A 24928-nucleotide genomic window follows, 5' to 3' on the forward strand; every position below is an offset into this window, starting at 1 on the left:
CACAGTAACGGCAACTCAGTTCCTTGACGCGTTCGCGTCAACGCCTGGAGCTCGGGGGTGATGGTCGAGAATGAAACGTGGATAGAGAGGCGTAGCGGTGCACCGTGTCTTGTTGCTGGTGCCGGACCCGATGCGTCCGGAGGTGTCGCCGGACCAGCGTGCCGCCGCGGCGCCGTTGACGAAGCGCCCCGTTGCGCATACAGTCTCATATGCAAGAAGCTGATAATGCACATTATGTCAAGAGAGCTGGATTGCGCGGAGGCGGACCTCGCCCCCGTCTCCGGTGCGGGAGCTCACTGAGAGCGCAGCAGGTCGATGAACTCGTCGGCCATGTCGAGCTGGCGTTTGAGCTTCTCGCGCTGCTCCATCGCACGGTCGACGAACTGTCCGAGCTGGATCCGCAGCGCAGGATCGTCTGCGCGCTCGAGCGTGTCGATGACACGGAGCAGCTCGCGCATGTCGTCAAGCGGAAAGCCGAGCGGTTTCATGCGCCGGATCAGCATCAACCGGGTGAAGTCGCGCTCGGTGTAGAGGCGGAACCCGCCCTCCGTCCGTCCCGACGGCTTCAGCAGGCCGATCTCGTCGTAGTGACGGATGGTGCGCAGCGACAGCTCGGTGCGCTCGGCGAGCTCGCCGATATGCATCACCGGTTCGTTCGTCTCGGATTCCATGGATCCATTCTTCTCAACTCGACTCTTACGTTAGGGTAGAGTTACGTCCGCTGCCGGAAACACACCCGCGGCCCACGACCTCTCCCCCACCAGTCTCGACCACGAGCCTGATGGCGCGCGCAACGGGGCGCCCGACCCAGACACACCCACCGGTCATCCGCGGATGACCCCGTTCTGAGGAGCAGCCATGCCCAGCGCCCGACAGTCGTATCCCCCGCACCGCAACCCTTCCGAGCATTCCGTGCTCGCTGCACTCCGCACCCCCCGGGTGCTGACGCGCGAGGTCCTCGCCGGCCTGGTCGTCGCGATGGCGCTCATCCCGGAGGCGATCTCCTTCTCCATCATCGCCGGGGTCGACCCGGCTGTCGGCCTGTTCTCCTCGTTCGTGATGGCGGTATCGATAGCCTTCCTCGGCGGCCGTCCTGCCATGATCACCGCCGCGACCGGTGCCATCGCCCTCGTCATCGCCCCCGTCGCCCGGGACTACGGGATGGACTACTTCATCGCCACCGTCATCCTCGCCGGTGTCTTCCAGATCCTCTTCGGTGCGCTCGGGGTCGCGAAACTCATGCGGTTCATCCCGCGCAGCGTGATGGTGGGGTTCGTGAACTCCCTGGCCATCCTGATCTTCATCGCGCAACTCCCCCAGTTGCTCGGGGTGAGCTGGCTCGTCTACCCTCTTGTCGCGGTCGGCATCCTGATCATGGCGGTCATGCCGAAGATCACCAGGGTGGTCCCCGCGCCGCTCGTCGCGATCGTGCTGCTGACCGCTGCGACTGTCGTGTTCGGGTTCGCCGTCCCGACCGTCGGCGACCAGGGCGAGCTCCCCCGGAGCCTGCCGTCCCTGTTCATCCCGGCCGTGCCGTTGACCTGGGAGACGTTCACCATCGTCGCCCCCTACGCGGCAGCGATGGCCGTCGTCGGATTGCTCGAGTCGCTGATGACCGCGAAGCTGGTCGACGACATCACCGACACGCGCTCCCGGAAAACCCGGGAAGCCCTCGGCCAGGGCGCCGCGAATGTCCTCTCCGGCTTCTTCGGCGGGATGGGCGGATGCGCGATGATCGGACAGACCATGATCAACGTGAAAGCATCCGGGGCCCGCACCCGGATATCGACATTCCTGGCCGGGGTGTTCCTGCTGATCCTGGTCGTCGTGCTCGGCGAGGTCGTGTCGCTCATCCCGATGGCCGCCTTGGTCGCCGTGATGATCATGGTGTCGGTCGCGACCTTCGACTGGCACTCGATCACGCCATCGACCTTGAAAGCGATGCCCGTCGGGGAGACGACCGTCATGGTCGCCACCGTCGCGGTCGTCGTCGCCACGCACAACCTCGCGATCGGCGTCATCGTCGGCGTGATCGTCGCCATGGTGATCTTCGCCCGCCGCGTCGCGCATTTCACCACCGTCACCCGCGAGATCCGCACCGACGAACGCGTCGCCACCGCTCACTACACGGTCGACGGGGAGTTGTTCTTCGCCTCCTCGAACGACCTCACCACCCAGTTCGACTACGCCGACGACCCCGCCCGGATCGTGATCGACATGTCGGCAAGCCACATCTGGGACGCCTCCACCGTCGCCGCACTCGACGCGATCAGCACCCGGTACGAACAGCACGGCAAGACCGTCACGGTCGAGGGACTGAACGAGGCGAGCGCGAGGTTCCGTGGCCGCCTGGCGGGCAAGCTCGGCGCGAGCCACTAGAACCGCCACGAACCGCTCCCCCGGTGCCGCGGTCGTCCGGTCGCCAGGACGCCACCTCGTCGAACAGCTCAACGAGCTGCTCGCGATGCTGCTCGATGCCGGCCATCACGGCGAGCACGGCCTGAGCGCCCTCGGCCGTGGCCTCGAGCACCACCGCGCGACGATCATCCGACACCGCTCCGAAGCGGCGCACGACGAAGCCTTTCGCGCAGAGCTGGTCGACGATGTAGACGGCGCCAGCCGGTGACACGTCCAACGATCGCGCCAGCTCGTGCGGGCGCACGTCGCCCTGGCTCAGGATCTGCACCAGCGCCGCGCGCTGACGAGCCGCCAACTGACCCTGGGTCGCCGCTTCGGGCATGTGACGCACGAGGGCGGCGCCGGCTTCGCACACCCGCCGCAGGAGATCCAGCGGATCTGCGGGCGCCCCGGCGAGGTGCGGTCGGCCGGCACCCGCCAGCCCGTCACGGATTCTCCGCGCGATGTCTCCGCTCGCGAGGAGGAAGTCCGTGGTCGAGGTGCGCAGGAGAGCGGCCCGGTCGTCACCCAGCCCGGTCAGCACGACCTCGATGACGCGCCGATCCGCATCCGATCGTCGTGTCGTGGCGAGACCCTCGGATTCGAGTCGTGCGATCAGGCGGGACACCGCACGTCTGCCCAGACCACTCATCTCGGCGAGCCGGCGCGTCGAGAGGGACCGCTCGGCGGAGAGACCGACGAACGCGAGAATCTCTTCGATCTCGGCCCACCGCGTGCCGAAGACAGCATCGACCACCCGCGTCATCTCGTCGTTGAACCGGCCGAGCAGCTCCATGGACACGCCGAGCGCCGCCTCGTCCATGCGCTCACCACCTCGATCGCCACCCGACCGGATCTACGGGCACTCGCTACACAGAGCTACCACATCGAGCTGGTGACCACACCGCGATCACGCCGTCTCGGCGGCCTTGGCCGCGCGATGCCGACGCGGGAACTCCCGCGGCGCCTCCTCTGCCTCGGCACGCCCCTGCGCGTCGCCCCGGGTGACGATGAGCAACACGATCGCCCACACGACGTAGGCGACGGTGGCACCGCTTGCGATGATGTTGGGGGTGTTGAGCGCAGCGTTCGTCCCGTTGTCGATCCCTCCCGAGGCGAGGATCGTGGTGGGGTCGGTGAGGATGTGCAGGAGGATCGGCCAGATCAGGTTGCCGCCGGCACGCAAGGTCGCGTACATGCACATGCCGAACGCGAACGTGTAGATCACGAGCGGGCCCACCGTGTCCAGACCCTGTCCGGCGATGAGGTTCGACAGGTGCAACGCCGCGAAGACCAACGAGGACAGCACGGCGACGGCCCACTCCCGATACCCGTGCCTGCGCAGCAGCACGACCACCAGGCCACGGCTGAGGAAGTCTTCGGAGAACCCGACGAAGACGCCGGCGAACAGCACGGCGGCCACGACAGGTAGCCCATACCTGCCGTAATCGATACCGAGGAAATGGAACACGATCGGGACCAGCACCAGAATCGGACCGATCCAGAACCACCAGCGCCGCGGAACGGGTTGACGGCCGAACAAGGGTCGCGGGAGCCATCCGAGGCTGAGGGCGAAGATCACGAGCAGCACGGAGCCGATGAGAGGCTGCAGCCCGATGGCCAGGAACGCGGCCAGCGGATCGGACAGGAAGTTGTCCTTCGTGACGAAGCCACCCACCAACGGCACGAGTGCGAGGCCGGCGAGGTTGTACAGGGCGACGTAGGCCGCGGCGACGATCACGGCCTTCCACCATCCGCCGCGGTTCCAGAAGCCGCGCCAACCCGTGGTCGGGTAGCCGGCGGTGTGGTGATGGATCTCGGTCATCGTGAGGAGCCCTTCATCGTCGTAAAGCAGAACATCGGAAGAACCAGGTATCGGAGCGGCATCGTCGGCTACTCGCCAAGACCGGCGAGCAACTCGTCGAGTCCCAGACCGCCGATGTTCAGGGCCTCGAACTCGAGCGTCGTGCCGGTTGTCGTATCTGTCAGCTCGATCACCCGTACCGTGCCACTGCGGTGACGGTGCACGTCGAGGTTCGCCCTGTCGATGTGGGCGACCAGGTGCATGGTCTTCCACCCGCCCACCAGACCGGTCGACGAGCGGCCCAAGACGTACAACCTGCGCTTGGAGATCGCGAGCACGATGGACGGGTAGCTGTTCTTCGCGGCGCTCCCGACTCGCTGCGCCAGCATGCCGCCGGCCACGCCCCAGGCCATCTGATTGCTGCCGCTCAACCCGGCTCCCGCAGCAGCACCGAGAACGCTCGCGAAGGTCGACCCGCGCGGCATCACCACGGCGACATCGACGATCTCATCGTCGTGGACGACAGCCTGTGCGCCCTCCCGCGCATGCTCTTCCCTCGACATCGTCGCCTCCGTTCGTCGGCGCGCCCAGGCGTGATGCCCGAGGTCGCGTGTGAACACGTTACCGGTTTCCGCGACAGATCTGAACTATCTAGCGCTCCCGCGAACGGACGTCGTGCGAGGTGGAGCGGGCGCGGGGTCTACGGCTTCCACACCATCAGGATCACGACGACGACGAGGAGCACGGCAACCGCTCCCGAGCCGGCGGTCAGGGCGGCACGGCCGGCAACGGCCACCGCACCCGATGTTCCCCCGTCGCTGACGGCCGCGGCACCCGCATCGGCGTCTCTCGCCGCCCGTTTCATCGCGGGCACCACCACGAAGACGCTGACAGCCACCGCGATCAGGTAGAGCACGATCGAGGCAAGCACCCAGGGCGTCGTGATCGACAGGTCGTACTCCGGGTCGGCGAGGCCGACGAGGGCGAAGCCGAGCAGGAAGACGATCAGCGACAGATAGCTGAAGACGGCCGTCGAGCGGGCGAGCGTGGCGACCTGCTGAGCGTGTCCTTTCCGGGCGGCTCGCAGGGCCGACATGGGGAGGACGGCCATGGGGCCGACGATGAAGACGGCGCCGGTCACGTGCAGGATCGAGATGACGGTTTCCATGGCCCGAACGTACCGACACCGATCGGCCTTCGATGGGACCAAGGACCATCGGCCGATCCTCCGCCGTCGACAGGGTCGTTGCAGGGAGTTCTCCTCCCTGCGAGCACACGCGGGAAGGGACCAAAGCCACTCCCCCGGCAGCTCGCGGGAAGGTGAAGCACCTGCTCGCTCGAGATGGAGGCACACGGTGATGGGAATGGGTGGCGTCGTCAGCTCCCCGGTGAAGCGACTGCGCTACCCGCTGGTGGCCGCGACCGTCGTGGTCGGGGCGACCGCTGGCGTCCTTGTCCTCGCCGGAGTTCTCCCGATCGCCCGAGGGCTGGTCGCCCTCTACGCTCTGGGAATCGCCGGCGTCGAACTGGCGCGGATGATCCGCCGGCTCCGGCGGGGAGTGATCGGTGTCGATGTGCTCGCGGTGATCGCGATCGTCTCCACGGTGCTCGTCGGTGAGTTCCTGGCGGCACTGATCATCGTGCTGATGCTCACCGGTGGTGAGGCGCTCGAGGATTTCGCGCAGTCGCGTGCCGAGCGCGAACTGACAGCCCTGCTGAATCGGGCACCTCGTATCGCGCACCGGATGTCGTCGGCCGCCGCCACCCAGACCATCGTCGACATCTCGATCGACGATGTCGTGGAGGGTGACGTGCTGCTGGTGCGCCCCTCGGAGATCGTCCCGGTCGACGGCGCCCTCGTCGAGGGGACGGGGCCGAGCGACTTCGACGAGTCGTCGCTGACCGGCGAGAGCCTCCCGGTGGAGCGCCGTGGTGGCGACCAGGTGCTGAGCGGGTCGGTCAACGGGTCGGCAGCGGTGCGGATGGTCGCGAGCCGGGACGCGGCGCACAGCCAGTATCAGAGCATTGTCACGCTCGTGACCGAGGCTGCCGCGCATCCGGCCCCCGTGGTGAGGCTCGCGGATCGCTTCGCACTCCCCTTCACGGGCGTTGCGCTGCTCATCGGGGTCACCGCTTGGGTGCTGTCGGGTGATGCGGTGCGTTTCGCCGAAGTGCTCGTGCTGGCCACCCCGTGTCCTCTGATCATCGCGGCGCCGATCGCGTTCATGGCCGGGATGAGCCGGAGTGCGAAAGCCGGGGTCGTGGTGAAGGGCGGCGCCGTGCTCGAGCGACTCGCCCGCATCCGAACCGTCGTCTTCGACAAGACGGGGACCCTCACCGAAGGGCGGCCGACGGTCACCAGGGTTCGATGGGAACCGGGTTTCAGCGAGGATCGCATCCTCCGCCTGGCCGCGTCGGCCGAGGAGTACTCGAGCCATGTGCTTGCCGCTTCGATCATCGCTCTCGCCCGCGCAAGAGGGCTGGGGCTCCTGCCCGCCGAGCGCGCGGAGGAGGTCGCCACCGCGGGCGTGATGGCCGTGATCGACGGTGACGAGGTGCGGGTCGGAAAGCTGGCGTTCATCCACGAGCGGGCGCCGATGGCAGCCGCTCCCACCCTGGAGGCAGGCGAGCTGGCGATCTACGTGTCGGTGAACGATCGTTTCGCCGGGGTGATCATCGCGCGTGATCCGTTGCGATCGAACGCCCGGGCGGCGATCTCCGAGCTCCAGCGTCGTGGCGCCCGCAGGGTCGTCATGCTCACCGGCGACGCCCACGCGACGGCGTCGTCGATCGCCGAGCTGGCCGGCATCTCGGATGTGCGGGCGAGCTGCCTGCCCGCCGACAAAGTCAGCGCCGTGGCCGGCATGGACGATCGGCCGGTGATGATGGTGGGTGACGGCGTCAACGACGCCCCCGTGCTGGCCGCAGCCGACGTCGGCATCGCCATGGGTGCTCGGGGGGCGACCGCGGCCAGCGACTCCGCCGATGTCGTCATCCTCGTCGATGACCTGTCGAAGACGGTGGATGCGGTCGCGATCGGTCAGGACAGCGTGCGTATCGCACTGCAGAGCCTCTGGCTCGGCATCGCACTCAGCGTCCTCCTGATGATCGTCGCGTCGTTCGGTCTGATCCCGGCCGCTGTCGGCGCCGGGATCCAGGAGGCGGTGGACCTCGTCTGCATCGTGAACGCGCTCAGGGCGCTCCGTGGGCGCGGCGACCGATCTCGAGACGGTTCTCGACCTCGGTGACATGGGGTTCGTTCCAGGCGATGTGCTCCGCCTGCCGCTTGGCCCGGTTCGACGGCACGAATCCCGTGAGGGTGACGGCCCCGTCTGCGACGATGACGTCGATGGGGCAGCCGTGGGTGAGGGCGGTGCGACCGAGGGCGGCGCGGACGTGCTCACGGATGCGCCGGGACGGCTCGCGCGGCGTGAGCGTGATGCGATTGTCGATCCAGCGCACCCCCCGCATGTGCCGGATGCTGCTCTCGGCGACCCGGCGCTGGAAGTCCCAGTGCACCTCTCCGGTGAGGATCACGTTGCCCTCGTGCACCACCACGCTGATCGCGCCATCGGGCACGGACGCGTTCCAGGCCAGACGCTGCACGATCGCCTCGGCCAGCAGCGTGTCGGTCGGCGCGTGGTGGAGCGCCCGGATCCGGATGTCGTTCGCCACGCCCTGCACTCCGGTCACCCCGAGCGCGGCTGCCGTGGCCGCGCTGAGCTGTTCGAGGGTGGAGACGTCGCCGCTGAGGGTGGCGACTCTGCCGCCCACGCCCACGCCGATCTGTGTCGACCCGAGGCCCGGTATCGAGGCGAGTTCGTCTTCGACCATCTGCTGGATGGCGGTGTCGGTGGGCACCTTCCCCTGCACGTAGGTCATGGTCGCACCTCTGCGGCGTGGGTGTCGATGATGAGGTCGTTGCGCACCCTGGTGACGTGAGGTGATCGCCAGGCGGCGAGCTCGGCCTGGTGCTTGGCGTCGTAGCTGCGTACCTCTCCGGTCAGGATGACCGTGGTGCCGTCGACGTCGACATGGATGGCCTCGGCGTCTGTCAATGCATTGCGTTCGAGAGCGTCGGTGATGCGCTTGTGGGTGCCGGCTGCTGAAGCTCGCGGCGCGAGGGTGATGCGGTTGTCCACCCAGCGCACGCCCTTGACCGCGGCGACCTCGCGTTCGGCGCCCTGCCTGGTGATGTCCCAGCTGACCTCGCCGGTGAGCACGACTCCCCCGTCGTGCACCTCGGCGTCGATCTCCCCGGTCGGGATGCGCGCCGACCAGTGCAGCGCCTGGGCGATCGCGGTGGCGATCTCGGTGTCGGTGGGGGTGTCGTGCGAACCACGCACCGTGATCTCGTTGGCGACAGCCTGCACACCGCGCATCCGCAGCACTGCCTTGGCGGCGGTGTGCCGATGCCAGTAGTACGGCACCTCGCCGGTGAGGGTGACGACGCCGTTCGTGACGGCCACCCCGATGGCCGGCGCGTCCACCCCAGGGGTCCAGCGGAGCTCGTCATCGACGAGCTTCTTGATCTGCGCGTCGGTGAGCCCGGCCGCCTCGGTGATGGTCATGAGTTGTCCTTCCTGGTGCGGTGATCGGGTTCGGTGGTGAAGCGCACGCCGGTGAGCGTGCGGGGGCTGATGACGAAGTAGTTCCACTTCGTCGAGCGGGTGAAGGTGTGCAACGCCCCGACGCCGGAGGCCTCGATCTCGGCATCGACGTCGAGGCGCCGGGCGGTGCCGCGGAGCACGACGCTCCAGCGCTGTCGGTTCTCGGTGCCGTCGGTCTCGAAGGCGACCCCCGGCCTCTCGGTGAGACTGACGATCTTCGTCCCGGGGGCGCTCCTGAAGTAGATCAGCTGGTCGTTCACGAGGTGGTTGATGGGGAAGATGTCGGCGCCGTCCTCGTCGGCGACGGCGAGTCGGCCGAAGCTGGTGGCGGCGAGCAGGCGCCAGCACTCCTCGTGACCGAGAGTCTCGACCACGTCGGCGGCATCGATCTCGTGGGGGCGCGTCGTCCAGCTCATAGGTAGCTCCTCAGGATTCGAAGGTTGTTGCGGAGGTCGTGAACGGCGGGATGCCGCAGGATCACCCGGCCGGCGAGTGCTCGCTGCTCGGGTGAGGGGACGGTTCCGTCCAGGTGCACCGTCGTGCCGTAGGTCGTCACGTAGATCCGCGACGGGTCGATGACCTCGTCGGATCGCAGTGCCGCGAGGAGCTGCTCGCGGAGATCCTCCGGGCACGCGGCGGTGGGTACGAGGATGCGGTTGTCGACGGAGACGACCTGGGCGAGGCTGAGCATGCGTCGTTCGATGATGCGACGCTGGTGATCGTGCTGCAGCGTGCCCTCCAGCACGACTCTGCCGTCGGGTTCGACGGAGATGCGGATGTCGTCGGCTGGGCTTCGGAGGAGCCAGGACAGGATGCCTTCGGCTCCTCGGCGGATCTCGGCACCTGAGGCCGTCTGACCGCCGTCGCTGGGGAGCGCGATCCGTTCGGTGAGAGTCATGGGGGGTCTCCTGGGCCAGTCAGTAGCGGTCGGGTTCGGGTGCACGCCGGAAGGCGCGGCCGCTCAGGGTGGTGGGCCGGATGCGCACCCACCGGTATTTCAGGGTGGGAAGCAGCGGTACGAGCGGCAGGGCCTCGGCCTCGTCGATCTCGCTCTGCTTCTGCAGTTCCTCGGCGGTGCCCTTAACCACGACGCTGTAGGCGCTGCCGTCGTCGACGCAGTCGATCTCGAACACGACCTCGGGGTGGATGGTCAGTTCGAGCAGCTTCGTGCCCGGAGCGGTGCGCAGGTAGAGCGCGTCGTCGGCGCCGACATAGTTCACTGGGAAGACGTCGATCTCACCCGCCGCATTCACGACGAGGCGCCCGAACGAGTTCTCGCGCAGTCGCTCCCAGCACTCATGGTCGTCGAGGATGTGCATCGCGTCGATCGTGTCGTCCATGTCGGCCTCCTTTCTCTGTGCAGCAAGTCTTTCTCTGTGCAGCAAGTCAACGAGAGCGCGGATCCCGCACTGTGGTCTTTGGTCCCACGGAGAGGCGGAGCGGTGATCGCGACAGGCGGGGGGCCGGCGCCTCAGGACGATGCGTCATCGTCGTCCCAGTTGACCTTGACGATGCAGGTTGAGCCGGCTCGCGAGGTGCACTCCCCACTCGGCTGCGTCGGCGGGCTGTCCGTCGATCAACCGGTGCGTGGCGTCGACGAGGAAGTCGCGCGGAGGAACGAGCGGCTGGTACCCGGAGGCGCGAAGGTCGCGATCGATGCGCCGAGCGGCCGAGCCGGTGAACAGGCGAGGCGTCTTCATGCTGCGGGTCGAGAACGCGGCGACGTGGGCCTGTCTCGGTGCCCACGGCAGGGCGCGCAGGAGTTCCCGGAGCCCCCGGGTGGGGTCTGTGTGTTCGAGGACGAGATCCCCCTTGCTCCGTTCTGCGATGTTCCGGGCCTCGTGCCGTGTGGTCTCGGAGCTGAGGCCGAAGACGTGCGTAGGTGCTCCCGCGACGAGCAGGTCGGCTCGCGTCACATCTGCGAGGTCGGCCGCGACGGCGTCGACCACGACGACGTCGGCGAAGGGGCGGAGCTGTTCGGCGATGACCTCGGCGATCCGCCGGGTGGCGCCGAACATGGACTCGTAGAGCACCACGACCCGGGCACGGGCGACGTTCTCGTTCACGCAGCGGCCTCGTCTCCGAACCGCGTGGTGTGCTCGACCGTGCTCATCGGAGTCCTCGGGAGTCGACGACGATCTGGTTGTCGACGTGCTGGACGTGGGGCGAGTTCCAGGCTGCGCGCTCCGCTTCGCGCCGCTCCTCGTAGGAGCGCACGGTGCCGGTGAGGCGGACGGTGGTGTCACTGACGGCGACGGTGATGTTGTGGGCGTCGATGAGCGCGTCTCTGCGGAGCGCATTGCGGATGCGCTCACCGGCATCTCGCGCCGAGACCCGTCGGGCGAGCTCGATGCGGTTGTCGACGAGGCGGACGAACTGCACGTTCTGCACGGCCCTGCGGGCGGCACGGCGCTGATAGTCCCAGTCGACGGTGCCGGTGAGGACGACGGCGCCGTCGTGGACGGTCGCGGTGACCGCGCCGGTGGGCAGGGTGGTCGTCCATGCCAGGACCTCGTTGACGTGGCGGGCGATCTCCTCGTCGCCGGCTGTCGCTTCGACGGTTCCGCGCACGGTGAGGTCGTTCGCCACCGTGCGCACGCCTTCCATGCGGAGCGCGGCCTTCTCCGCCGCGATCTTCTCGGGGAGCGAAGCGACCTCGCCCGCGAGGGTGACGACACCGCCGATGACGGCGACGCCGATGGTCGCGGGGTGGACTCCGGGCGTCCAGTCGAGTTCGTCGATGACGGACTGTTGGAGGCCGCGGTCGGTGGGGCTGAGGACAGATGAAGTGGTCATGCCTTGATCCTGAGACGCCGACCAGTGCCTCCGTGGGACCTTGGTCCGTTCGCGACCGGAGTCCTGACGTGACACTCGAGGCGGAGAACGGATCGGAAGGGAACACCGCACCACGACTCCTCCCCAGCTACACGAAAGGAAACCGCTCATGACCACCCGCACGATCGTCGCCGTCGACGAGGGCCCCGCCGGGGATGCCGCTCTCGACTGGGCCATCCGCCGCGCCCATTGGGCGAAGGAACCGACACTCCTGGTCCACGTGGTCGAGGAGACCACCCTCGTGCCCGGCAAGGTCCTCAGCCCCGACCGCATCGACCGCGCCCACGCCCTTCTCGGCACGGCAGCCGCTCGCGTCAGGGATGCCGTGCCCGGGCTCGATGTCCGCACCGAGGTGATCACCGGAGACGTCGTGCCGTCGTTGACGGCGCTGACCGCCCCCGACGTCCTCCTCGTGGCTGGGGAGAACACGCACGGATCGGTCCGGTCGTCGATCGGCTGGCCGGCCGCGGTGCGCGTCGCCGCGCACGCGGCCGGACCGGTCGCCGTGATACCGGCTGACGTGACCGGGGAACGCCGTGGGATCGTGGTGGGCGTCGACGACACGGACGAGTGCATGCGCGTAGCCGACATCGCAGCAGTCGAGGCGCTCACGACCGGCCAGGTCCTGCACGTCGTTCACGCCTGGATGGCCCCCTCCGTGTGGCTCGACACCTTCCCGCTCGATGACGAGTTCATGGCCTCTCTCGCCGAGCCGCACCAGCACCTGGTCGACGATGTCGTCGGCGTTCTCCGAGGCGAGCACCCTTCACTCGACGTCGTCGGGCACACCGTCCACGGAAACCCTGCTCAGTGCCTGCTCGACGCCGACCCTCTTCCGGCTCTCGTGGTGGTCGGAACCCGCGGGCGGTCCGCATTCAAGCGGTTGTTCCTCGGCTCGGTCAGCCGCGACCTGCTCCTCAACCTGGATGCGCCCGCCATCGTCGTGCCCACCGCCCGCACGACCCCGGCGCAGGTGCACGCCGGCGCGCACACTGCGACGACGTCATGATGCCGCTCGTGCGGGCCCGGTGAACCGTCAGAGCTCGTGCCGGTGCTCGGAGCCGAGCACGGCGGCCTGGGTGCGGCGTTCGAGACCCAGTTTGCGCAGCATGTTCGAGGCGTAGTTCTTCACCGTCTTCTCTTTCAGCCCCAGCCGCTCCCCGATCTGCCGGTTGGTCAGGCCATCGGTGATCAGCCCCAGGATCTGACGCTCGCGGATGTTGAGCGCGCCGAACCTCGGGTCGTCGCGCGAGTCCGACCGCACCCGCTCCGACACCCTGCGAGTCGCCCCAGGGTGGAGCAGCGAGCGACCGGCCGCGACGGCCGTGACCGCGTCGACCAGACTGGGACCCCGCACGTCTTTCAGCAGGTAGCCGGATGCACCGGCGACGACCGCCGCGACGACGGCGTCATCGTCGTCGTACGCGGTCAGGATGACGCAGCGGATGCCCTCGAGAGTCGACCTCAGCTCGCGGCAGAGGTCGATCCCGTTCCCGTCGGGGAGCCGCATGTCCAGGAGAGCGACATCGGGCTTCGTCGCGATGATGCGCGCCAGTCCCTGGGCCACGGTTCCGGCTTCGGCGACGACCTCGACACCGGGGGTCGCTTCGAGCAGATCGGCGACTCCTCTCCTGACGATCTCGTGATCATCGACCAGCGCCACTTTGATCATCCGTTCTCACCTCGGTCTTCGTCGGGGATGGGGATCCGCCACACCACGCGGGTTCCGCTCGCCGAGGTGGAGACCTCCATCGTGCCTTGCAAAGCCGTCACCCGTGCCTTCAGGTTCGTCAGCCCGCTCCGCCGGACCTCACTCGGCATCCCGATGCCGTCGTCGCTCACCTCGATCAGGATGTCGGTGTCGTCGACCGTCAGCGTCACGTCGACGTCGGACGCGCCGGAATGCCTGACGACGTTGCTCAGCAGCTCGCGCACCACGGCGGTCACGTCGTCGGCGAGTTCTCCCGTCACGAACAGATCGACGGGGCCTGTGAAACTCACGTTGACGGGCTTGGGGAGGGCTTTGGAGGCGTCGGCGGCGATGTCGAGCACTCGGTGCCGTGCAGAGGCCGAGGTGTTGTCGGAGGGAGGGGTGAGGGCGAAGACGATCTTCCGGATCTGTGCGATCGCCCTGTCGATCCGGGTCACGGCTTCGTCGAGCCGCGCGCGGTCTGCTGTCGCCAGGATCGGGGCGAGGCTCTGAAGCTCGAGACCGGTGCCGAAGAGATCCTGGATGACATGATCGTGCAGGTCTCGTGCGATCCGTCCGCGGTCCTCGAGCACGACCATGCGCTGCTGGTCGGCACGGGCTCTGGCCAGGGCGAGGGCAACGCTGATCCGCTCCCCCAGGTCGACACCGACCTCGAGATCGGTCGGCGTGAAGCTCGGCCGACCGGGTGCCCGAGCGGCGACCAGCACCCCCCACACGGTCGTACCGTCGGTCAGCGCGACGTAGAGGGTCGAGCCCGTCGCCTCGTTCTCCGTGATGGCGAACGGGTCGACTTTGCGGGCGGCGCCGACGTGCACGGGCGGGGCGATGATCGATCTTCCCGAGTCGAGCACGTCGGTGGCGAGCGTTGCCGCCGCACGGAGGTCGGTGCCGTCCAATGCGAGGGCGTCGCGACCTCGGGCGGCAGCGACATGGAGCGAGCCGGGCTCCCGCCCGGGCACGAGGATGGTCAGCAGCTGTGAGTCGGAGCGCGTGATCAGTTCATCGGCGACAGTCGCATAGGCCCGTTCGATGTCGGTGTCGGCGAGCGCGACCGCGATCTCGGCCGAGGAGGTCATCCACCGTTCCCTGGTTCGCGCTTCAACGAGGATGCGGGCATGGTCGATGGCGGATGCGGCGGTGGCGGCGAGGGCGCGGAGAAGCTGTTCGTCCTCGTCGGAGAACTGTCCGCGCCGCGGATTGGTGAGGTAGAGGTTGCCGTACACCGCGCCCCGCACGCGAATCGGCACCCCGAGGAAACCGTCCATCATGGGGTGGCCGGCCGGGAATCCGGAGGAACGCGGGTCGGTCCGGATGTGCTCGAGCCTGATCGGCTCTTGGTTGGCGATCACGGCGCCGAGCAGACCGTGCCCCTCCGGCAGGTGCCCGATCCGGCGGACCGCGTCGTCGTCCATGCCGACGTGGATGAACGCCTCCAGTCCGTGCCCGTCCGGGGCGATGACACCCAGGGCGCCGTATTCGGCGTCGACGAGTTCGACGGCGGCTTCGACGATGCGGCGCAGCACGACACCCAGATCGATGTCCTCCCCCACCGCCTGCGAGGCTCTGAGCAGGGCTCTCAGACGGTCCTGGGACCGCTTCACCTCGTTCGCGCGAGCGATCAGCTCCTCGATGGAGCGGTCGAGCTCCGAGCGCGGCAGGTCGGGGAACGAGATCGAATCCGTCACGGCGCCTCCAGCGGTCTCAGCGCGAAAGTACCATCTCGAAGCCGCGTCCACCACCGCCGGGGCGACGATTCCGTCGTCAGCCACCGAGGGACCAAAGCCCCAGGCGCCGGGGATCCGGAAGGAGAGGGTTGACCGCATGAAACGACCGCTGACCAACTGGCACACGACAGCCCACGAGAACCTGACCCCGGGAGAGCGGGCGGCCGACCGGCTGAGGAACGGGATGGGCAGCTGGCCGTTCGTCGCCGGGTTCGTCGCCCTCATGCTGATCTGGTTCGTGCTCAACTCCCTCGACAGCGCGTGGGATCCGTATCCGTTCATCCTCCTGAACCTGTTCCTCAGCATGTTGGCCGGCCTGCAGGGCGCCATCCTGCTGATAGCGGCGAAGCGGCAGGACAGCATCGCGGCCGCGCTGGCCCAGCACGACTTCGAGACCAACCTCGCCGCCAAGCAGGAGATCGAGGAGTTGATGGCCATCAACCGCGCGCAGCTCGCCCTGCTGGCCGAACTGGGATCCAGCCGCGGCGCCGCGGGTTCGTCGAACACCCTTCCGCGCCCTGCGCTGCCGCCCTTCCCCGATCCCGCGCCTCCCGGTCGATGACCTCACGGCACCACGACCGCGCGGCCTCGGATGTCTCCGTCGTGGAGCCGGCGGTAGGCTTCCGGGGCGTCCGCCAGACCGAACCGCTCCACGTGAACCCGCACGGCTCCCGAACGAGCGAGATCGAGAACCTCGAGGAGCTCGGATCGGCTTCCCCAGTACGGTGCCCGCACCGACGCTCCGAACGGGGTCGAGAAGAAACCCGTCGGCAGCGTGGCGCCGCCGATGCCGACGATCTGCACGTCGCCGTCGAGAGCCACGACCTCTTTCGCGATCTGCAGAGTCGCCTCCGCCCCGACGAAATCGAACACCACCTCCGCCCCGATACCGTCGGTCAGCTCGCGGATGCGAAGAGCGGCGTGCGAATCCGACCGCACCGTGTGATGTGCGCCCACCTCCGTCGCCAGAGCGAGCTTGTCGTCGTCGAGGTCGACGGCGACGATCGTGGCGGCGGTGGTCGCCCGGAGGATCTGCACGGCGACGTGCCCGAGACCACCGACGCCGATCACGACGGCCGTCGAACCGGGCCACAGCTTGTCGCTGCTCGACCGGATCGCATGGTAGGGCGTCAGGCCCGCATCGGTCAGCGAGACGCAGTCGACCGGGTCGAGGCCGTCGAGGCGAACCAGGTGACGGGGGTCGTCGACGATCATGTACTCGGCCATCGCGCCCGGCGCGCCCAGGCCGGGCGGTGCGATGCCGAGCCCGGCGGCGTTCGGACAGTAGTCCTCGCGCCCCTGGGCGCAGGCGCGACACCGACCGCAGCCCCACGGTCCGTAGACCGCGACCGAATCGCCGAGGGCCACGCCGGTCGCTCCGGGACCGAGCTTGTCGACGACGCCGGCGGCCTCGTGCCCGAGGGTCAACGGGAGTCCGTAGACGTACTGATCGGCCGGGAGACCCATCAGGAACCAATCGGAGTGGCAGAGCCCGGCCGCCGTGACCCTCAGGCGGACCTCGCCCGGCCCGGGCTCGGGGGTGTCGACCTCGACCACCTCGGGTGGTGCGCCGATCGCGCGATACTGCAGCGCCTTCATCGGCTCGCACCCTCGCTCTGCTTCGCAGCGACCCGATCGCGCGCTGCCTCGGCGTGGGGTTCGGCGTGGGGATGGACGATCAACACGGGGCAATGGGCGTGTGCAGCGATCTCCGCGCTCACCGAGCCGAGCAGCAGTCCGGCGAAGCCTCCGTGGCCCCGGCTTCCGGTCACGATCAGATCAGCGGTGTCGCTTTCGTCGATGAGCACTCGTGCGGCCGATCCCTCGGCGATGGACAGGTGCACGCGTTCGGGCTTGGTCTCGCCGAACACGGCGTCGGCGACATCGTGCACGGTGCGTGCCGCATCCCGGTCGGGATACCACTCCGGAGGCACCATCGTGTACCGCGAGATGGGATAGGTCCACACGCACACCACATCGAGCTGCGCATCGAAGGCCTCGGCGATGCTCGCAGCCTTGCGCAACGCGGAGATGGATGATTCGGAACCATCGACGCCGACCACGACACGGGAGAACTCCCCCAAGCCCGGCCGGGCAGCGTGAGGGTCAGGGATGGAGACAGGTGATTCGCTCATGTCACCAGGCTCCCCGCGGCCGGCCCCTACGGTGTGGACCAAAGTCCATCCGCCGACAGCTGCGACCGCTTTCCGCGGTCGACGGCATCCGCGCGGGCGTGCGTCAGGGGCCGGCCGGCGGCGCGGCGGAGGCGAGCTTCAGCTCGGCGGCCAGACGGAGCCTGCGGAGTCGCCGGTACGTGCCGGCGAGCGTCGACACCACGACCGCGGCGACGACGATCGAGATGCTCGAGCCGAGAAGCACGGCGAGGGTTCCCTCGTCGGCGACCTCCGGCAGGCGCGCGAACGCCAGCTCGTTCATGAGCAGCGACACCGTGAAGCCGACCCCGCCGAGCGCTCCTGCCGCGAGCAGACCGTGGAGCGTGAGGTGCGGGCGCTTCTCGCGCGGCCCGACGAAGCTCGACAGCCAGCCGCCGAGCGCGATGCCGACGATCTTGCCCACGGGAAGAGCGATCAGGATGCCCCAGAACGGGGCGGCGAGCTGGCTCGGGGCGACCTGCGGAATGGCGACGAGCGCCGCCGAGAACGCGAAGAGCGGGAGGATCACTCCGTTGGTGACCGGTTCGAGGTGATGACGCAGGTGCATGGCGGGCTTTCTCACCATCACGAGCCCCAGAGCGACCCCCGCGATCGTGGCGTGCACGCCCGAGAGGTACACCAGTGACCATGTCACCAGCGCGACCGCCACCATGGCGATCGCCACGACCAGTCGGAACCGGGTGGCCAGCAGCCGGCTGAGGAGGCCGAACACGACGACGCCGACGGCGCCCGCCACGATGAGGAGCAGGTTCGGGTCGGCGGTGAAGAACACCGCGATGATGAGGATCGCGACGATGTCGTCGAGGATCGCGAGCGCGAGGATGAAGATGCGCAGACGGGACGGGATGCCCTTGCCGAAGACGGCGAGCACCCCGAGGGCGAACGCGATGTCGGTGGCGGTCGGGATCGGCCAGCCGCCCTCGTAGCCGGAGCCCGCGGTGATGCCGAGGTAGATCAGCGCGGGGACGAGCACTCCGCCGATCGCCGCGATCGCGGGCCGGATCGCCTTCGACACGGAGTTCAGCTGTCCGACGGCGAATTCGTTCTTCAACTCCACGGCGACCACGAAGAAGAACACGGCGAGGAGGCCGTCGCTGATCCAGTGACCCACCGACAGGTCGAGCGGTGTGCCCGGGATGGCAAGATGAGCGTCTTGCAGCTCCATCAGCCCCGGCCCGAGGGCCGTGTTCGCGGCGAGGAGACCCAGTGCTGCCGCGATGAGGAGGAGGAAGGCTGCGATGCGCTCGGAGCGGATGAAGGCCATGCGGTGTCCTGACTGCCACTTCTGTGGCTCGTGGTTTCGACGAGAACGACCCTGCGATCGCACGCCGACCAGACTTCCCGGCACACCTGACACCATCCTACCGGCTCGGAGTGGGGGTTGCCGGACGAGGAGCGGTCGGTGTCGCGCCGCGGCGCTGATTGAATAGGGCGAAGGAGGGTGGGATGCGGCGGTGGCGCGGGCGGCGGGCGGTCGCCGTGATCGTGGGGCTGGTCGTGGGTTGCATGGCCGTGCTGGTCGGGCCAGGGATCGACGCCCAGCCGGTCGACGCCGATCTGGCGACCCTCCTGAGCCTTCCCGACGACGAGATCGACGAGTTCCTCGTCACCCATGAGGGTGTGATTTTCGCGCTGCTCGACGAGCACCCCGATGAGGTCGCCGAGTGGTGGGGCGACCTCGGCGACACGGCGCGCGCGGCGCTGATCGCGTCGAACCCGGCGATCGTCGGGAATCTGCACGGCGTCGACTACGCCTCTCGCGACGAGGCGAACCGCGCTCGCCTCGCCGACCGGCTCGACGCTGCGGGCAAGGCCACCGCCGCACATCCGGACGACACCCGGGCGGCCCTGCTTTACGCCGCACTCAGCGCGATCCACGGCGCCACCAAGGGCACTCACGACCCCGAGCGCCATCTCGTGCAGCTCACCGACGACGTGCCGCCACTCGCCTCCGTCGCCGTGGGCGACCTCGACACGGCGCAGCAGGTCACCTTCGCGGTGCCCGGCATGGGCACCTACAGCACCGACATGCAGCTCTGGACGGTGGCGGCGGAGAACATCCACCGGGCCCAGGGCCGAGCCGGCGCTTCGCCCGACCGCGCCGTCGTCGCCTGGATCGGTTACGAGGTGCCCCCGCCCGGCCTCGACGCGACCGAAGGGTCGTACGCTGCGCGAGGTGCGCCGCGGTTGAGCTCCGACATCCTCGCTCTGCGGGCGGCGCGGAAAGGAACGGGGCTCGACACCGTCAGCGTGATCGCACATTCCTACGGCACGACGACGGCGGCGAACGCTCTGGCCGCGTCCGAGCTCGACGTGTTCTCGTTCGTCATGCTCGGCTCGGCGGGCGTGGAGTACCGCGTCGGCTCCGTGCGCTCGCTGAGCGCCGCCCACGTCTACGCCGGGGAGGCTGCCGCCGACGACAAGGCCTTCCTCGGGCGGGTCGCGCGCATCGATCCACGCACCCCGTCGTTCGGTGCGATGATCATCGGCACCGACGGCGACCCGTCTCGAGGGCTCGTCGGCGTGACCGGGCACGAACCCGTTCTCCACTCCTCCTACAACGACGACCCGACCAGCAAGGCCTGGACGACGTACGACGACCCCGTCGAACGCGAGAACCTCTACCGAGAGCACATGCGCTCGTTCGGCTACCTCGACACCGGCACCGAGTCGCTCGAGAACGCCGCCCGCGCGTCGAGCCGCCCCGTGCGCGTGCCCGGCACGTCGATCGGCCCCGCCTCGACGCCCGCGACCGCGGGGTGAGGGAGCGGCGGCCGGGCCGGGGTCAGATGCCCGTCAGGAGGGCTGCCACCTTGTCGAGGGAACCCGGGACGATTCGGTAGTACGCCCATGTGGCCCGCTTCGAGCGGGTGAGGAAGCCGGCGTCGACGAGGATCTTGAGGTGGTGGGACACCGTCGGCTGGGAGAGCCCGAGCGGCTCGGTGAGATCGCACACGCAGGCTTCACCGTCGTCGTGAGCGGCGACCATCGACAGCAGGCGCAACCGCGCCGGGTCGGCGAGGGCTTTCACCGTGCGCGCCATCTCTTCGGCCTGATGAGCCGGCATGGCCTCCCGCGGCGCGGGCTCACAGCACGGGGTGACGTCGGTCACCGGCAGGAGATCGAGAGCGGACATGTGCCCAGCTTCGCACAAACATTGACAGACGTCGATGTTTGCCGACAGACTGCATCCATCGACACCCTTCGATACTCGACTCCACCGCCCCGGAAGGATGCGCCATGACCCCCGCGCCCACAGTCCTGTTCGTCTGCGTGCACAATGCGGGCCGCTCGCAGATGGCGGCCGGTTACCTCCAGGCCCTCGCCGGAGATCGCGTCGTCGTGCTCTCCGCCGGCAGCGAGCCGAAAGACCGGGTCAACCCGGTCGCGGTCGAGGCGATGGCCGAGGAAGGCATCGACATCACCTCCAATCAGCCGAAGGTGCTCACCACCGAGGCCGTGCGCGACTCCGACGTGGTCATCACGATGGGCTGCGGAGACGCCTGCCCGATCTTCCCGGGAAAGCGCTACGAGGACTGGGAGCTCACCGACCCCGCGGGCCGCCCGATCGAGGAGGTGCGGCCGATCCGCGACGACATCAGGGCGCGGGTCGAGCAGCTCCTGTCGGAACTCCTCCCCGCCACCGCTTGAGACCGGCGGACACGATGACGATGACACTGACCGTCCCACCCCGCGCCACGAGCTCTCGCCTCGACGGTCTGCCCGTCGCGGTGATCGGCGCCGGGCCGGTCGGCCTGGCCGCCGCGGCGCACCTGCTCGAGCGCGGCCTCGACGTCGTGGTCTTCGAGGCGGGCGAGCGTGCCGGCAGCGCGGTCGCCGCCTGGGGGCACGTTCGACTGTTCTCACCCTGGACCTACCTCCTCGATCCAGCCGCCGTACGCCTCCTCGCCGCCACCGGGTGGACGGCGCCCGCCGGTGACCGCTCCCCCACCGGCAGCGAGTTCCTCGACTCGTACCTCGGCCCGCTCGCTCGCACCTCGACCCTCGAGCCGCTCATCCGGCTGGGGTGCAGGGTCACCGCGGTGAGCCGGCAGGGGATGGACCGCACGCGTTCCACCGGTCGTGGCGACACCCCGTTCCTGCTCCGCGTCGACGGCGACGGAACCCCGACCGACGTCCTCGCGCGCGCCGTGATCGACACCTCGGGCACGTTCCACTCCCCCAACCCGCTGACCGCATCCGGCCTCGAACCCTCCATCACGACGAAGCGGATCGTCACGGGCCTGCCCGACGTGCTCGGCTCCGATCGCCCGCGCTTCGCCGGCCGGCGGGTTCTCGTGGTGGGCGCCGGCCACTCCGCGGCGAACGCACTGCTCGCACTCGGCGAGCTCGCTCGGGCCGAACCCGGAACCCGGGTCACGTGGGCGGTCCGCAACCCCACCGCCGCCCGCGTGTTCACCGCCGCCGACGACCGGCTCCCCGACCGGGCGTCGATCGGCCGGCGACTCGACGGTCTCGTCTCGAGCGGTGCGGTCGCGCTCGTCGACCGGTTCGAGATCGACGCAGTCGAGGAGCACGTCGAGCGCACCGGCGAACCGTCGACCGGGTTCATTCGTGCGACCGGGCGCCGCGCGGGAGCCCCCTTCGCCATCGAGGCCGACGTGATCGTGAACGCCACGGGCTTCCGGCCCGACCTCGACCTGCTCCGCGAGATCAGGCTGGGTCTCGACGACATCGTCGAGGCACCGCGCGCGCTCGCGTCGTTGATCGATCCCAACCTGCACTCCTGCGGAACCGTGCCGCCGCACGGCGTCGCCGAGCTCACCCACCCTGAACCGGACTTCTTCATCGCCGGCATGAAGTCGTACGGCCGTGCCCCCACGTTCCTCCTCGCCACGGGCTACGAGCAGGTGCGCTCGATCGCCGACGAGCTCGCCGGCCATCACGACGCCGCCCGTGTCGTGCACCTCTCGCTCCCCGCGACCGGGGTGTGCTCGACCGCTCCGGCCGACGACGCCACGACCGACAGCACCCGTTCAGACGCCGGATGCTGCACCACGTCCTCCCCCGTACCGACCACCGCCGCATCCTGCTGTCGATGAGCGTCACGCGCATCCGTTCTCCGCTGGAGTCGGGCTGGGCCCCCTTCGCCGGACGGTGGCGCGCCACCGTCCTCAGCGGGCATCGGAGCCCGCGGTAGACGGGTCGCTGCGCAGGATCAGCGGTCGTCGCCCGGCGACACCGCACCGCCCATGTCCTCCTGCCAGACCGCGGTGGCACCGCTGTGGCCGATGAGCACCGCCTGCACGACGGTGCCGCCCGCTGCGACCAGCGCCAGCACGATGAGCACGACCGCGACCCAGCGCGGCACTCGACGCACGGCGGGCGCAGAAGCCTCGCCCGCCACCGCCTGCGCGCGCGCCGACCGCTTTTCATACAAGGTCACGGCGAGCAGCAGGCCCGCGACGACGACGAGCCCCACCACCCACGGCAGCAGGCCGTCGGCGAGCTCGGCGTGCTGCTCGATCAGGTCACTCTCCCCCACCCGGTGCTCGAGCTTCTCGCCCGACTCGGTCGAGACGGGCACGAGCACGAGGGCAACGAGGGCGAGCGCCACCGGGAGATAGCCCGCCCAGCGCCGGGCTTTCGGCCAGAACGCCGTGAGCAGCACGAGCACTGCGGCGGCGGGCACGATCACCTCGGTCGCGTGCACGATGAAGGGGTGGAGGGGCAGACCGAAGAAGGTGTCGAACATGGGCTCATCGTCAGGGCCGATTCTTCCAAGATTCTTAGACGCCGCGCAGGCGCCGATCGGGATGGACGCGGTCAGCGGACGATGACGCCGCGGCCCTAGACTTCACGCCATGTCGGACGGTGCGCGCATCCTGATCGTCGAGGACGATAGCTCGCTCTCGGCGATGCTCCAGGAGCTCTTCGCCGAGGAGGGCTACCAGGTGACCCTCGCCCACGACGGCCAGCGGGCACTGCACCTGGTGCTGACACGCGCGTTCGACGCCGTCGTGCTCGATCGCGGCCTGCCACTGCTCGGGGGCCTCGACGTGCTCACCAGGTGGCGGCGCTCCGGGGTGAGCGTTCCCGTCCTGGTGCTCTCCGCCCTCGGCAACCCGGCCGACCGCGTCGAGGGACTCGACAGCGGAGCCGAGGACTACCTCAGCAAGCCGTTCGACATCGACGAACTCCTCGCCAGGGTGCGAGCACTGCTCCGCCGCCACGAGACCACGGCCACCACCCTCACCCTGCACGACGGATCGACCTTCGACCCCTCGGCCCGCCAGGTGACGAGGGCCTCGGGCGAGACCGTGATGCTCTCCGAGCGCGAGTCGGCGCTCCTCGAGGTGCTGGCGCGAGACCGCAACCAGGTGTTCGAGCGCGCCACCCTGCTGCGGTTGGCGTTCCCGGTGGCCGAGGAGCTCGGCGTCGTCGACACCTACGTGCACTACCTGCGGCGCAAGATGGGCCGGGGTGTCGTCGAGACGGTCCGCGGCATCGGCTACCGATTGGGCGCACCGTGACCGCCGAGGAGCTCGCCCTGCGGCGCACCGCCCGGCGGCTCGCCCTGCAGTTCGCCGCCGTGATCGCGGTCATCGTCGCCCTGGTCGGCGTGCTCGCCTACGCCCTCGTCGCCGCCTCGGTCGCGGAGTCGGTCGATCGCGAGCTCTCGATCAGCGGTCAGGACCTGCGCGGCGACGAGGCCCCCGCCGACACCTGGGTGATCACGGTGCGCGACGGGCGCGTCGCGTCGTCGAAGACCCTTCCCGCGGGCCTCCCCGACACCGCGGCCCTCGACCAGGCCGGGCGCACGGGCGAGACCGTCGACACGGACGTCTCGGCCGACGGGCGCAGCTACGCCGTGCGCACCAGGGTCGAGGGCGGTCTGCTCGTGCAGGTCGCGATCGACCGCCACGAGTCGGACGAAGAGCTCACCCGCCTCGCCTGGTCGCTCGCCGGTGCAGGAGCGGTGGGCGTCGCCGCAGCGACGGTGGGCGGCTACCTGCTGTCGCGACGGGCGATGCGGCCGCTCACCGATGCACTGGCGAAGCAACGACGCTTCGTCGCCGACGCCAGCCACGAGCTCCGCACCCCGCTCACCCTGCTCAGCACGCGGGTGCAGTTGCTGCGGCGCCGCCTCGCGGGCGAGACCTCCCCCGCCCGGCTGCAGTCGGAGGCGGATGCGGTGGTCGCCGACACGGCAGCCCTGACCGCCATTCTCGAAGACCTGCTCATCGCCGCCGACGACAGGCCCGCATCCGTCGGCGTCGTCGACGTCGCAGCCATCGCCGCCGAGGTCGTGACGGCGGCGGGAGCGGAGGCAGAGGCGGGCGGCATCGCGCTCACCCTCGACGCCCCCTCCCCGGCCGTCGCCGCGGCGGGCGAGGCGCCGCTGCGCCGAGTGCTGTTCTCGCTGATCTCGAACGCGCTCGATCACGCGCACTCCTCGGTGGCCGTGGGGGTGACCGAGGAGCAGCGTATCGTGCGGGTGCGGGTCGCCGACGACGGGCCCGGGTTCCGCGACGGCGATCGCCCGTTCGAGCGGTTCGCCTCCGACCGCACGCCAGGCACCGGCCCCGCCCACTACGGGCTGGGACTCGCGCTCGTCGCCGACGTGGTCAACCGCTACGGCGGAAGCGTGCGCGTCGTGAAGGAGCTGCCGGGAGGGGTGGTGGAGGCGACCCTGCCGCGCGCCTGACCGG

The 24928-nt window shown here is 69.3% G+C and carries 28 protein-coding genes; 9 read left to right on the forward strand and 19 right to left on the reverse strand.

The annotated features are described in order from the left end of the window. Positions 1–293: 293 nt before the first annotated feature. Positions 294–671: a MerR family transcriptional regulator gene (locus tag ABFY20_RS10340; protein WP_368496168.1), complete on the reverse strand. Its 378-nt coding sequence runs from the start codon at positions 669–671 to the stop codon at positions 294–296. Between the two features lie 187 nt (positions 672–858). Between ABFY20_RS10340 and ABFY20_RS10345 the strand changes: the two genes are divergently transcribed. Further along, entirely contained in the window at positions 859–2379 is a 1521-nt protein-coding gene (locus ABFY20_RS10345; protein WP_368496169.1) for a SulP family inorganic anion transporter, read from the forward strand. On the opposite strand, the gene ABFY20_RS10350 is transcribed toward ABFY20_RS10345, so the two are convergent. The 4 genes from ABFY20_RS10350 to ABFY20_RS10365 form a co-directional block, all read right to left on the reverse strand. Further along, positions 2303–3220 carry a MarR family transcriptional regulator gene (locus ABFY20_RS10350; RefSeq protein WP_368496170.1) on the reverse strand — a complete coding sequence of 306 codons (918 nt, stop codon included), beginning with the start codon at positions 3218–3220 and terminating at the stop codon, positions 2303–2305. The two genes, ABFY20_RS10345 and ABFY20_RS10350, sit on opposite strands and share 77 nt — an antisense overlap. Positions 3221–3307: 87 nt before the next feature. Then, positions 3308–4222, reverse strand: coding sequence for a CPBP family intramembrane glutamic endopeptidase (locus tag ABFY20_RS10355; protein ID WP_368496171.1), 915 nt, complete (start codon positions 4220–4222; stop codon positions 3308–3310). 68 nt (positions 4223–4290) lie between these two features. Next, the gene (locus ABFY20_RS10360) at positions 4291–4764 is read right to left on the reverse strand and encodes a hypothetical protein (protein ID WP_368496172.1); all 474 of its coding nucleotides are present in this window, start codon (positions 4762–4764) and stop codon (positions 4291–4293) included. A 137-nt stretch (positions 4765–4901) separates the two neighbouring features. Further along, positions 4902–5369: a DUF2269 family protein gene (locus ABFY20_RS10365; protein ID WP_368496173.1), complete on the reverse strand. Its 468-nt coding sequence runs from the start codon at positions 5367–5369 to the stop codon at positions 4902–4904. Positions 5370–5565: 196 nt separating this feature from the next. Here ABFY20_RS10365 and ABFY20_RS10370 point away from each other — a divergent pair, with 196 nt between their 5' ends. Beyond that, a complete protein-coding gene (locus ABFY20_RS10370) occupies positions 5566–7449 on the forward strand; it encodes a heavy metal translocating P-type ATPase (protein ID WP_368496174.1) in 1884 nt (627 codons plus the stop codon). Here ABFY20_RS10370 and ABFY20_RS10375 read toward each other — a convergent pair. The 7 genes from ABFY20_RS10375 to ABFY20_RS10405 all read right to left on the reverse strand — a co-directional run bounded on the left by ABFY20_RS10375 (position 7394) and on the right by ABFY20_RS10405 (position 11607). Then, positions 7394–8083, reverse strand: coding sequence for a BON domain-containing protein (locus ABFY20_RS10375; RefSeq protein ID WP_368496175.1), 690 nt, complete (start codon positions 8081–8083; stop codon positions 7394–7396). The genes ABFY20_RS10370 and ABFY20_RS10375 overlap by 56 nt on opposite strands. Further along, the gene (locus ABFY20_RS10380) at positions 8080–8772 is read right to left on the reverse strand and encodes a BON domain-containing protein (RefSeq protein WP_368496176.1); all 693 of its coding nucleotides are present in this window, start codon (positions 8770–8772) and stop codon (positions 8080–8082) included. The genes ABFY20_RS10375 and ABFY20_RS10380 overlap by 4 nt, the downstream gene beginning before the upstream one ends. After that, positions 8769–9227: a pyridoxamine 5'-phosphate oxidase family protein gene (locus ABFY20_RS10385; protein WP_368496177.1), complete on the reverse strand. Its 459-nt coding sequence runs from the start codon at positions 9225–9227 to the stop codon at positions 8769–8771. Before ABFY20_RS10385 ends, ABFY20_RS10380 begins: the two co-directional genes overlap by 4 nt. Continuing rightward, the gene (locus ABFY20_RS10390; RefSeq protein ID WP_368496178.1) at positions 9224–9709 is read right to left on the reverse strand and encodes a BON domain-containing protein; all 486 of its coding nucleotides are present in this window, start codon (positions 9707–9709) and stop codon (positions 9224–9226) included. The genes ABFY20_RS10385 and ABFY20_RS10390 overlap by 4 nt, the downstream gene beginning before the upstream one ends. A 19-nt stretch (positions 9710–9728) precedes the next feature. Then, positions 9729–10151 carry a pyridoxamine 5'-phosphate oxidase family protein gene (locus ABFY20_RS10395; protein ID WP_368496179.1) on the reverse strand — a complete coding sequence of 141 codons (423 nt, stop codon included), beginning with the start codon at positions 10149–10151 and terminating at the stop codon, positions 9729–9731. 144 nt (positions 10152–10295) lie between these two features. Further along, positions 10296–10877 carry a flavodoxin domain-containing protein gene (locus tag ABFY20_RS10400; protein WP_368496180.1) on the reverse strand — a complete coding sequence of 194 codons (582 nt, stop codon included), beginning with the start codon at positions 10875–10877 and terminating at the stop codon, positions 10296–10298. Between the two features lie 43 nt (positions 10878–10920). Next, positions 10921–11607, reverse strand: coding sequence for a BON domain-containing protein (locus tag ABFY20_RS10405; protein WP_368496181.1), 687 nt, complete (start codon positions 11605–11607; stop codon positions 10921–10923). A gap of 148 nt (positions 11608–11755) precedes the next feature. Between ABFY20_RS10405 and ABFY20_RS10410 the strand changes: the two genes are divergently transcribed. Next, on the forward strand, positions 11756–12655 hold the full coding sequence (locus tag ABFY20_RS10410) for a universal stress protein (RefSeq protein ID WP_368496182.1): 900 nt from the start codon (positions 11756–11758) through the stop codon (positions 12653–12655). A 27-nt stretch (positions 12656–12682) separates the two neighbouring features. Here ABFY20_RS10410 and ABFY20_RS10415 read toward each other — a convergent pair whose 3' ends face one another. Both ABFY20_RS10415 and ABFY20_RS10420 read right to left on the reverse strand, forming a co-directional pair. Then, positions 12683–13318, reverse strand: a complete 636-nt coding sequence (locus ABFY20_RS10415) for a response regulator (RefSeq protein WP_368496183.1) — start codon at positions 13316–13318, stop codon at positions 12683–12685. Further along, positions 13315–15180, reverse strand: a complete 1866-nt coding sequence (locus tag ABFY20_RS10420; protein WP_368496184.1) for a GAF domain-containing protein — start codon at positions 15178–15180, stop codon at positions 13315–13317. The genes ABFY20_RS10415 and ABFY20_RS10420 overlap by 4 nt, the downstream gene beginning before the upstream one ends. On the opposite strand from ABFY20_RS10420, the gene ABFY20_RS10425 reads away from it, so the two are divergent. After that, on the forward strand, positions 15179–15643 hold the full coding sequence (locus ABFY20_RS10425; RefSeq protein ID WP_368496185.1) for a DUF1003 domain-containing protein: 465 nt from the start codon (positions 15179–15181) through the stop codon (positions 15641–15643). The genes ABFY20_RS10420 and ABFY20_RS10425 overlap by 2 nt on opposite strands. A 2-nt stretch (positions 15644–15645) precedes the next feature. Here ABFY20_RS10425 and ABFY20_RS10430 read toward each other — a convergent pair whose 3' ends face one another. The 3 genes from ABFY20_RS10430 to ABFY20_RS10440 form a co-directional block, all read right to left on the reverse strand. Beyond that, positions 15646–16680 carry an NAD(P)-dependent alcohol dehydrogenase gene (locus tag ABFY20_RS10430; protein WP_368496186.1) on the reverse strand — a complete coding sequence of 345 codons (1035 nt, stop codon included), beginning with the start codon at positions 16678–16680 and terminating at the stop codon, positions 15646–15648. Further along, on the reverse strand, positions 16677–17216 hold the full coding sequence (locus tag ABFY20_RS10435) for a universal stress protein (protein WP_368496187.1): 540 nt from the start codon (positions 17214–17216) through the stop codon (positions 16677–16679). The genes ABFY20_RS10430 and ABFY20_RS10435 overlap by 4 nt, the downstream gene beginning before the upstream one ends. Before the next feature lie 103 nt (positions 17217–17319). Further along, complete coding sequence (locus tag ABFY20_RS10440) at positions 17320–18519, reverse strand: Na+/H+ antiporter NhaA (protein WP_368496188.1); 1200 nt, start codon at positions 18517–18519, stop codon at positions 17320–17322. A gap of 182 nt (positions 18520–18701) precedes the next feature. Between ABFY20_RS10440 and ABFY20_RS10445 the strand changes: the two genes are divergently transcribed. Further along, complete coding sequence (locus ABFY20_RS10445) at positions 18702–20018, forward strand: alpha/beta hydrolase (RefSeq protein WP_368496189.1); 1317 nt, start codon at positions 18702–18704, stop codon at positions 20016–20018. Between the two features lie 22 nt (positions 20019–20040). Here ABFY20_RS10445 and ABFY20_RS10450 read toward each other — a convergent pair whose 3' ends face one another. Further along, positions 20041–20391, reverse strand: a complete 351-nt coding sequence (locus ABFY20_RS10450) for an ArsR/SmtB family transcription factor (protein WP_368496190.1) — start codon at positions 20389–20391, stop codon at positions 20041–20043. A gap of 104 nt (positions 20392–20495) precedes the next feature. Between ABFY20_RS10450 and ABFY20_RS10455 the strand changes: the two genes are divergently transcribed. Further along, positions 20496–20906: an arsenate reductase ArsC gene (locus tag ABFY20_RS10455; RefSeq protein WP_368496191.1), complete on the forward strand. Its 411-nt coding sequence runs from the start codon at positions 20496–20498 to the stop codon at positions 20904–20906. Positions 20907–20926: 20 nt separating this feature from the next. Next, complete coding sequence (locus ABFY20_RS10460) at positions 20927–22318, forward strand: FAD-dependent oxidoreductase (protein WP_368496192.1); 1392 nt, start codon at positions 20927–20929, stop codon at positions 22316–22318. Positions 22319–22434: 116 nt separating this feature from the next. Here the strand turns inward: ABFY20_RS10460 and ABFY20_RS10465 are convergent, their stop codons facing one another. Beyond that, on the reverse strand, positions 22435–22971 hold the full coding sequence (locus tag ABFY20_RS10465) for a DUF2231 domain-containing protein (RefSeq protein WP_368496193.1): 537 nt from the start codon (positions 22969–22971) through the stop codon (positions 22435–22437). Positions 22972–23080: 109 nt separating this feature from the next. On the opposite strand from ABFY20_RS10465, the gene ABFY20_RS10470 reads away from it, so the two are divergent. Both ABFY20_RS10470 and ABFY20_RS10475 read left to right on the forward strand, forming a co-directional pair. Beyond that, positions 23081–23749, forward strand: coding sequence for a response regulator transcription factor (locus ABFY20_RS10470; protein WP_368496194.1), 669 nt, complete (start codon positions 23081–23083; stop codon positions 23747–23749). Then, the gene (locus ABFY20_RS10475) at positions 23746–24924 is read left to right on the forward strand and encodes a sensor histidine kinase (protein ID WP_368496195.1); all 1179 of its coding nucleotides are present in this window, start codon (positions 23746–23748) and stop codon (positions 24922–24924) included. Before ABFY20_RS10470 ends, ABFY20_RS10475 begins: the two co-directional genes overlap by 4 nt. The last annotated feature ends 4 nt before the right edge of the window (positions 24925–24928 follow it).

Source organism: Herbiconiux sp. A18JL235, from assembly GCF_040939305.1.
Classification (GTDB): domain Bacteria; phylum Actinomycetota; class Actinomycetes; order Actinomycetales; family Microbacteriaceae; genus Herbiconiux.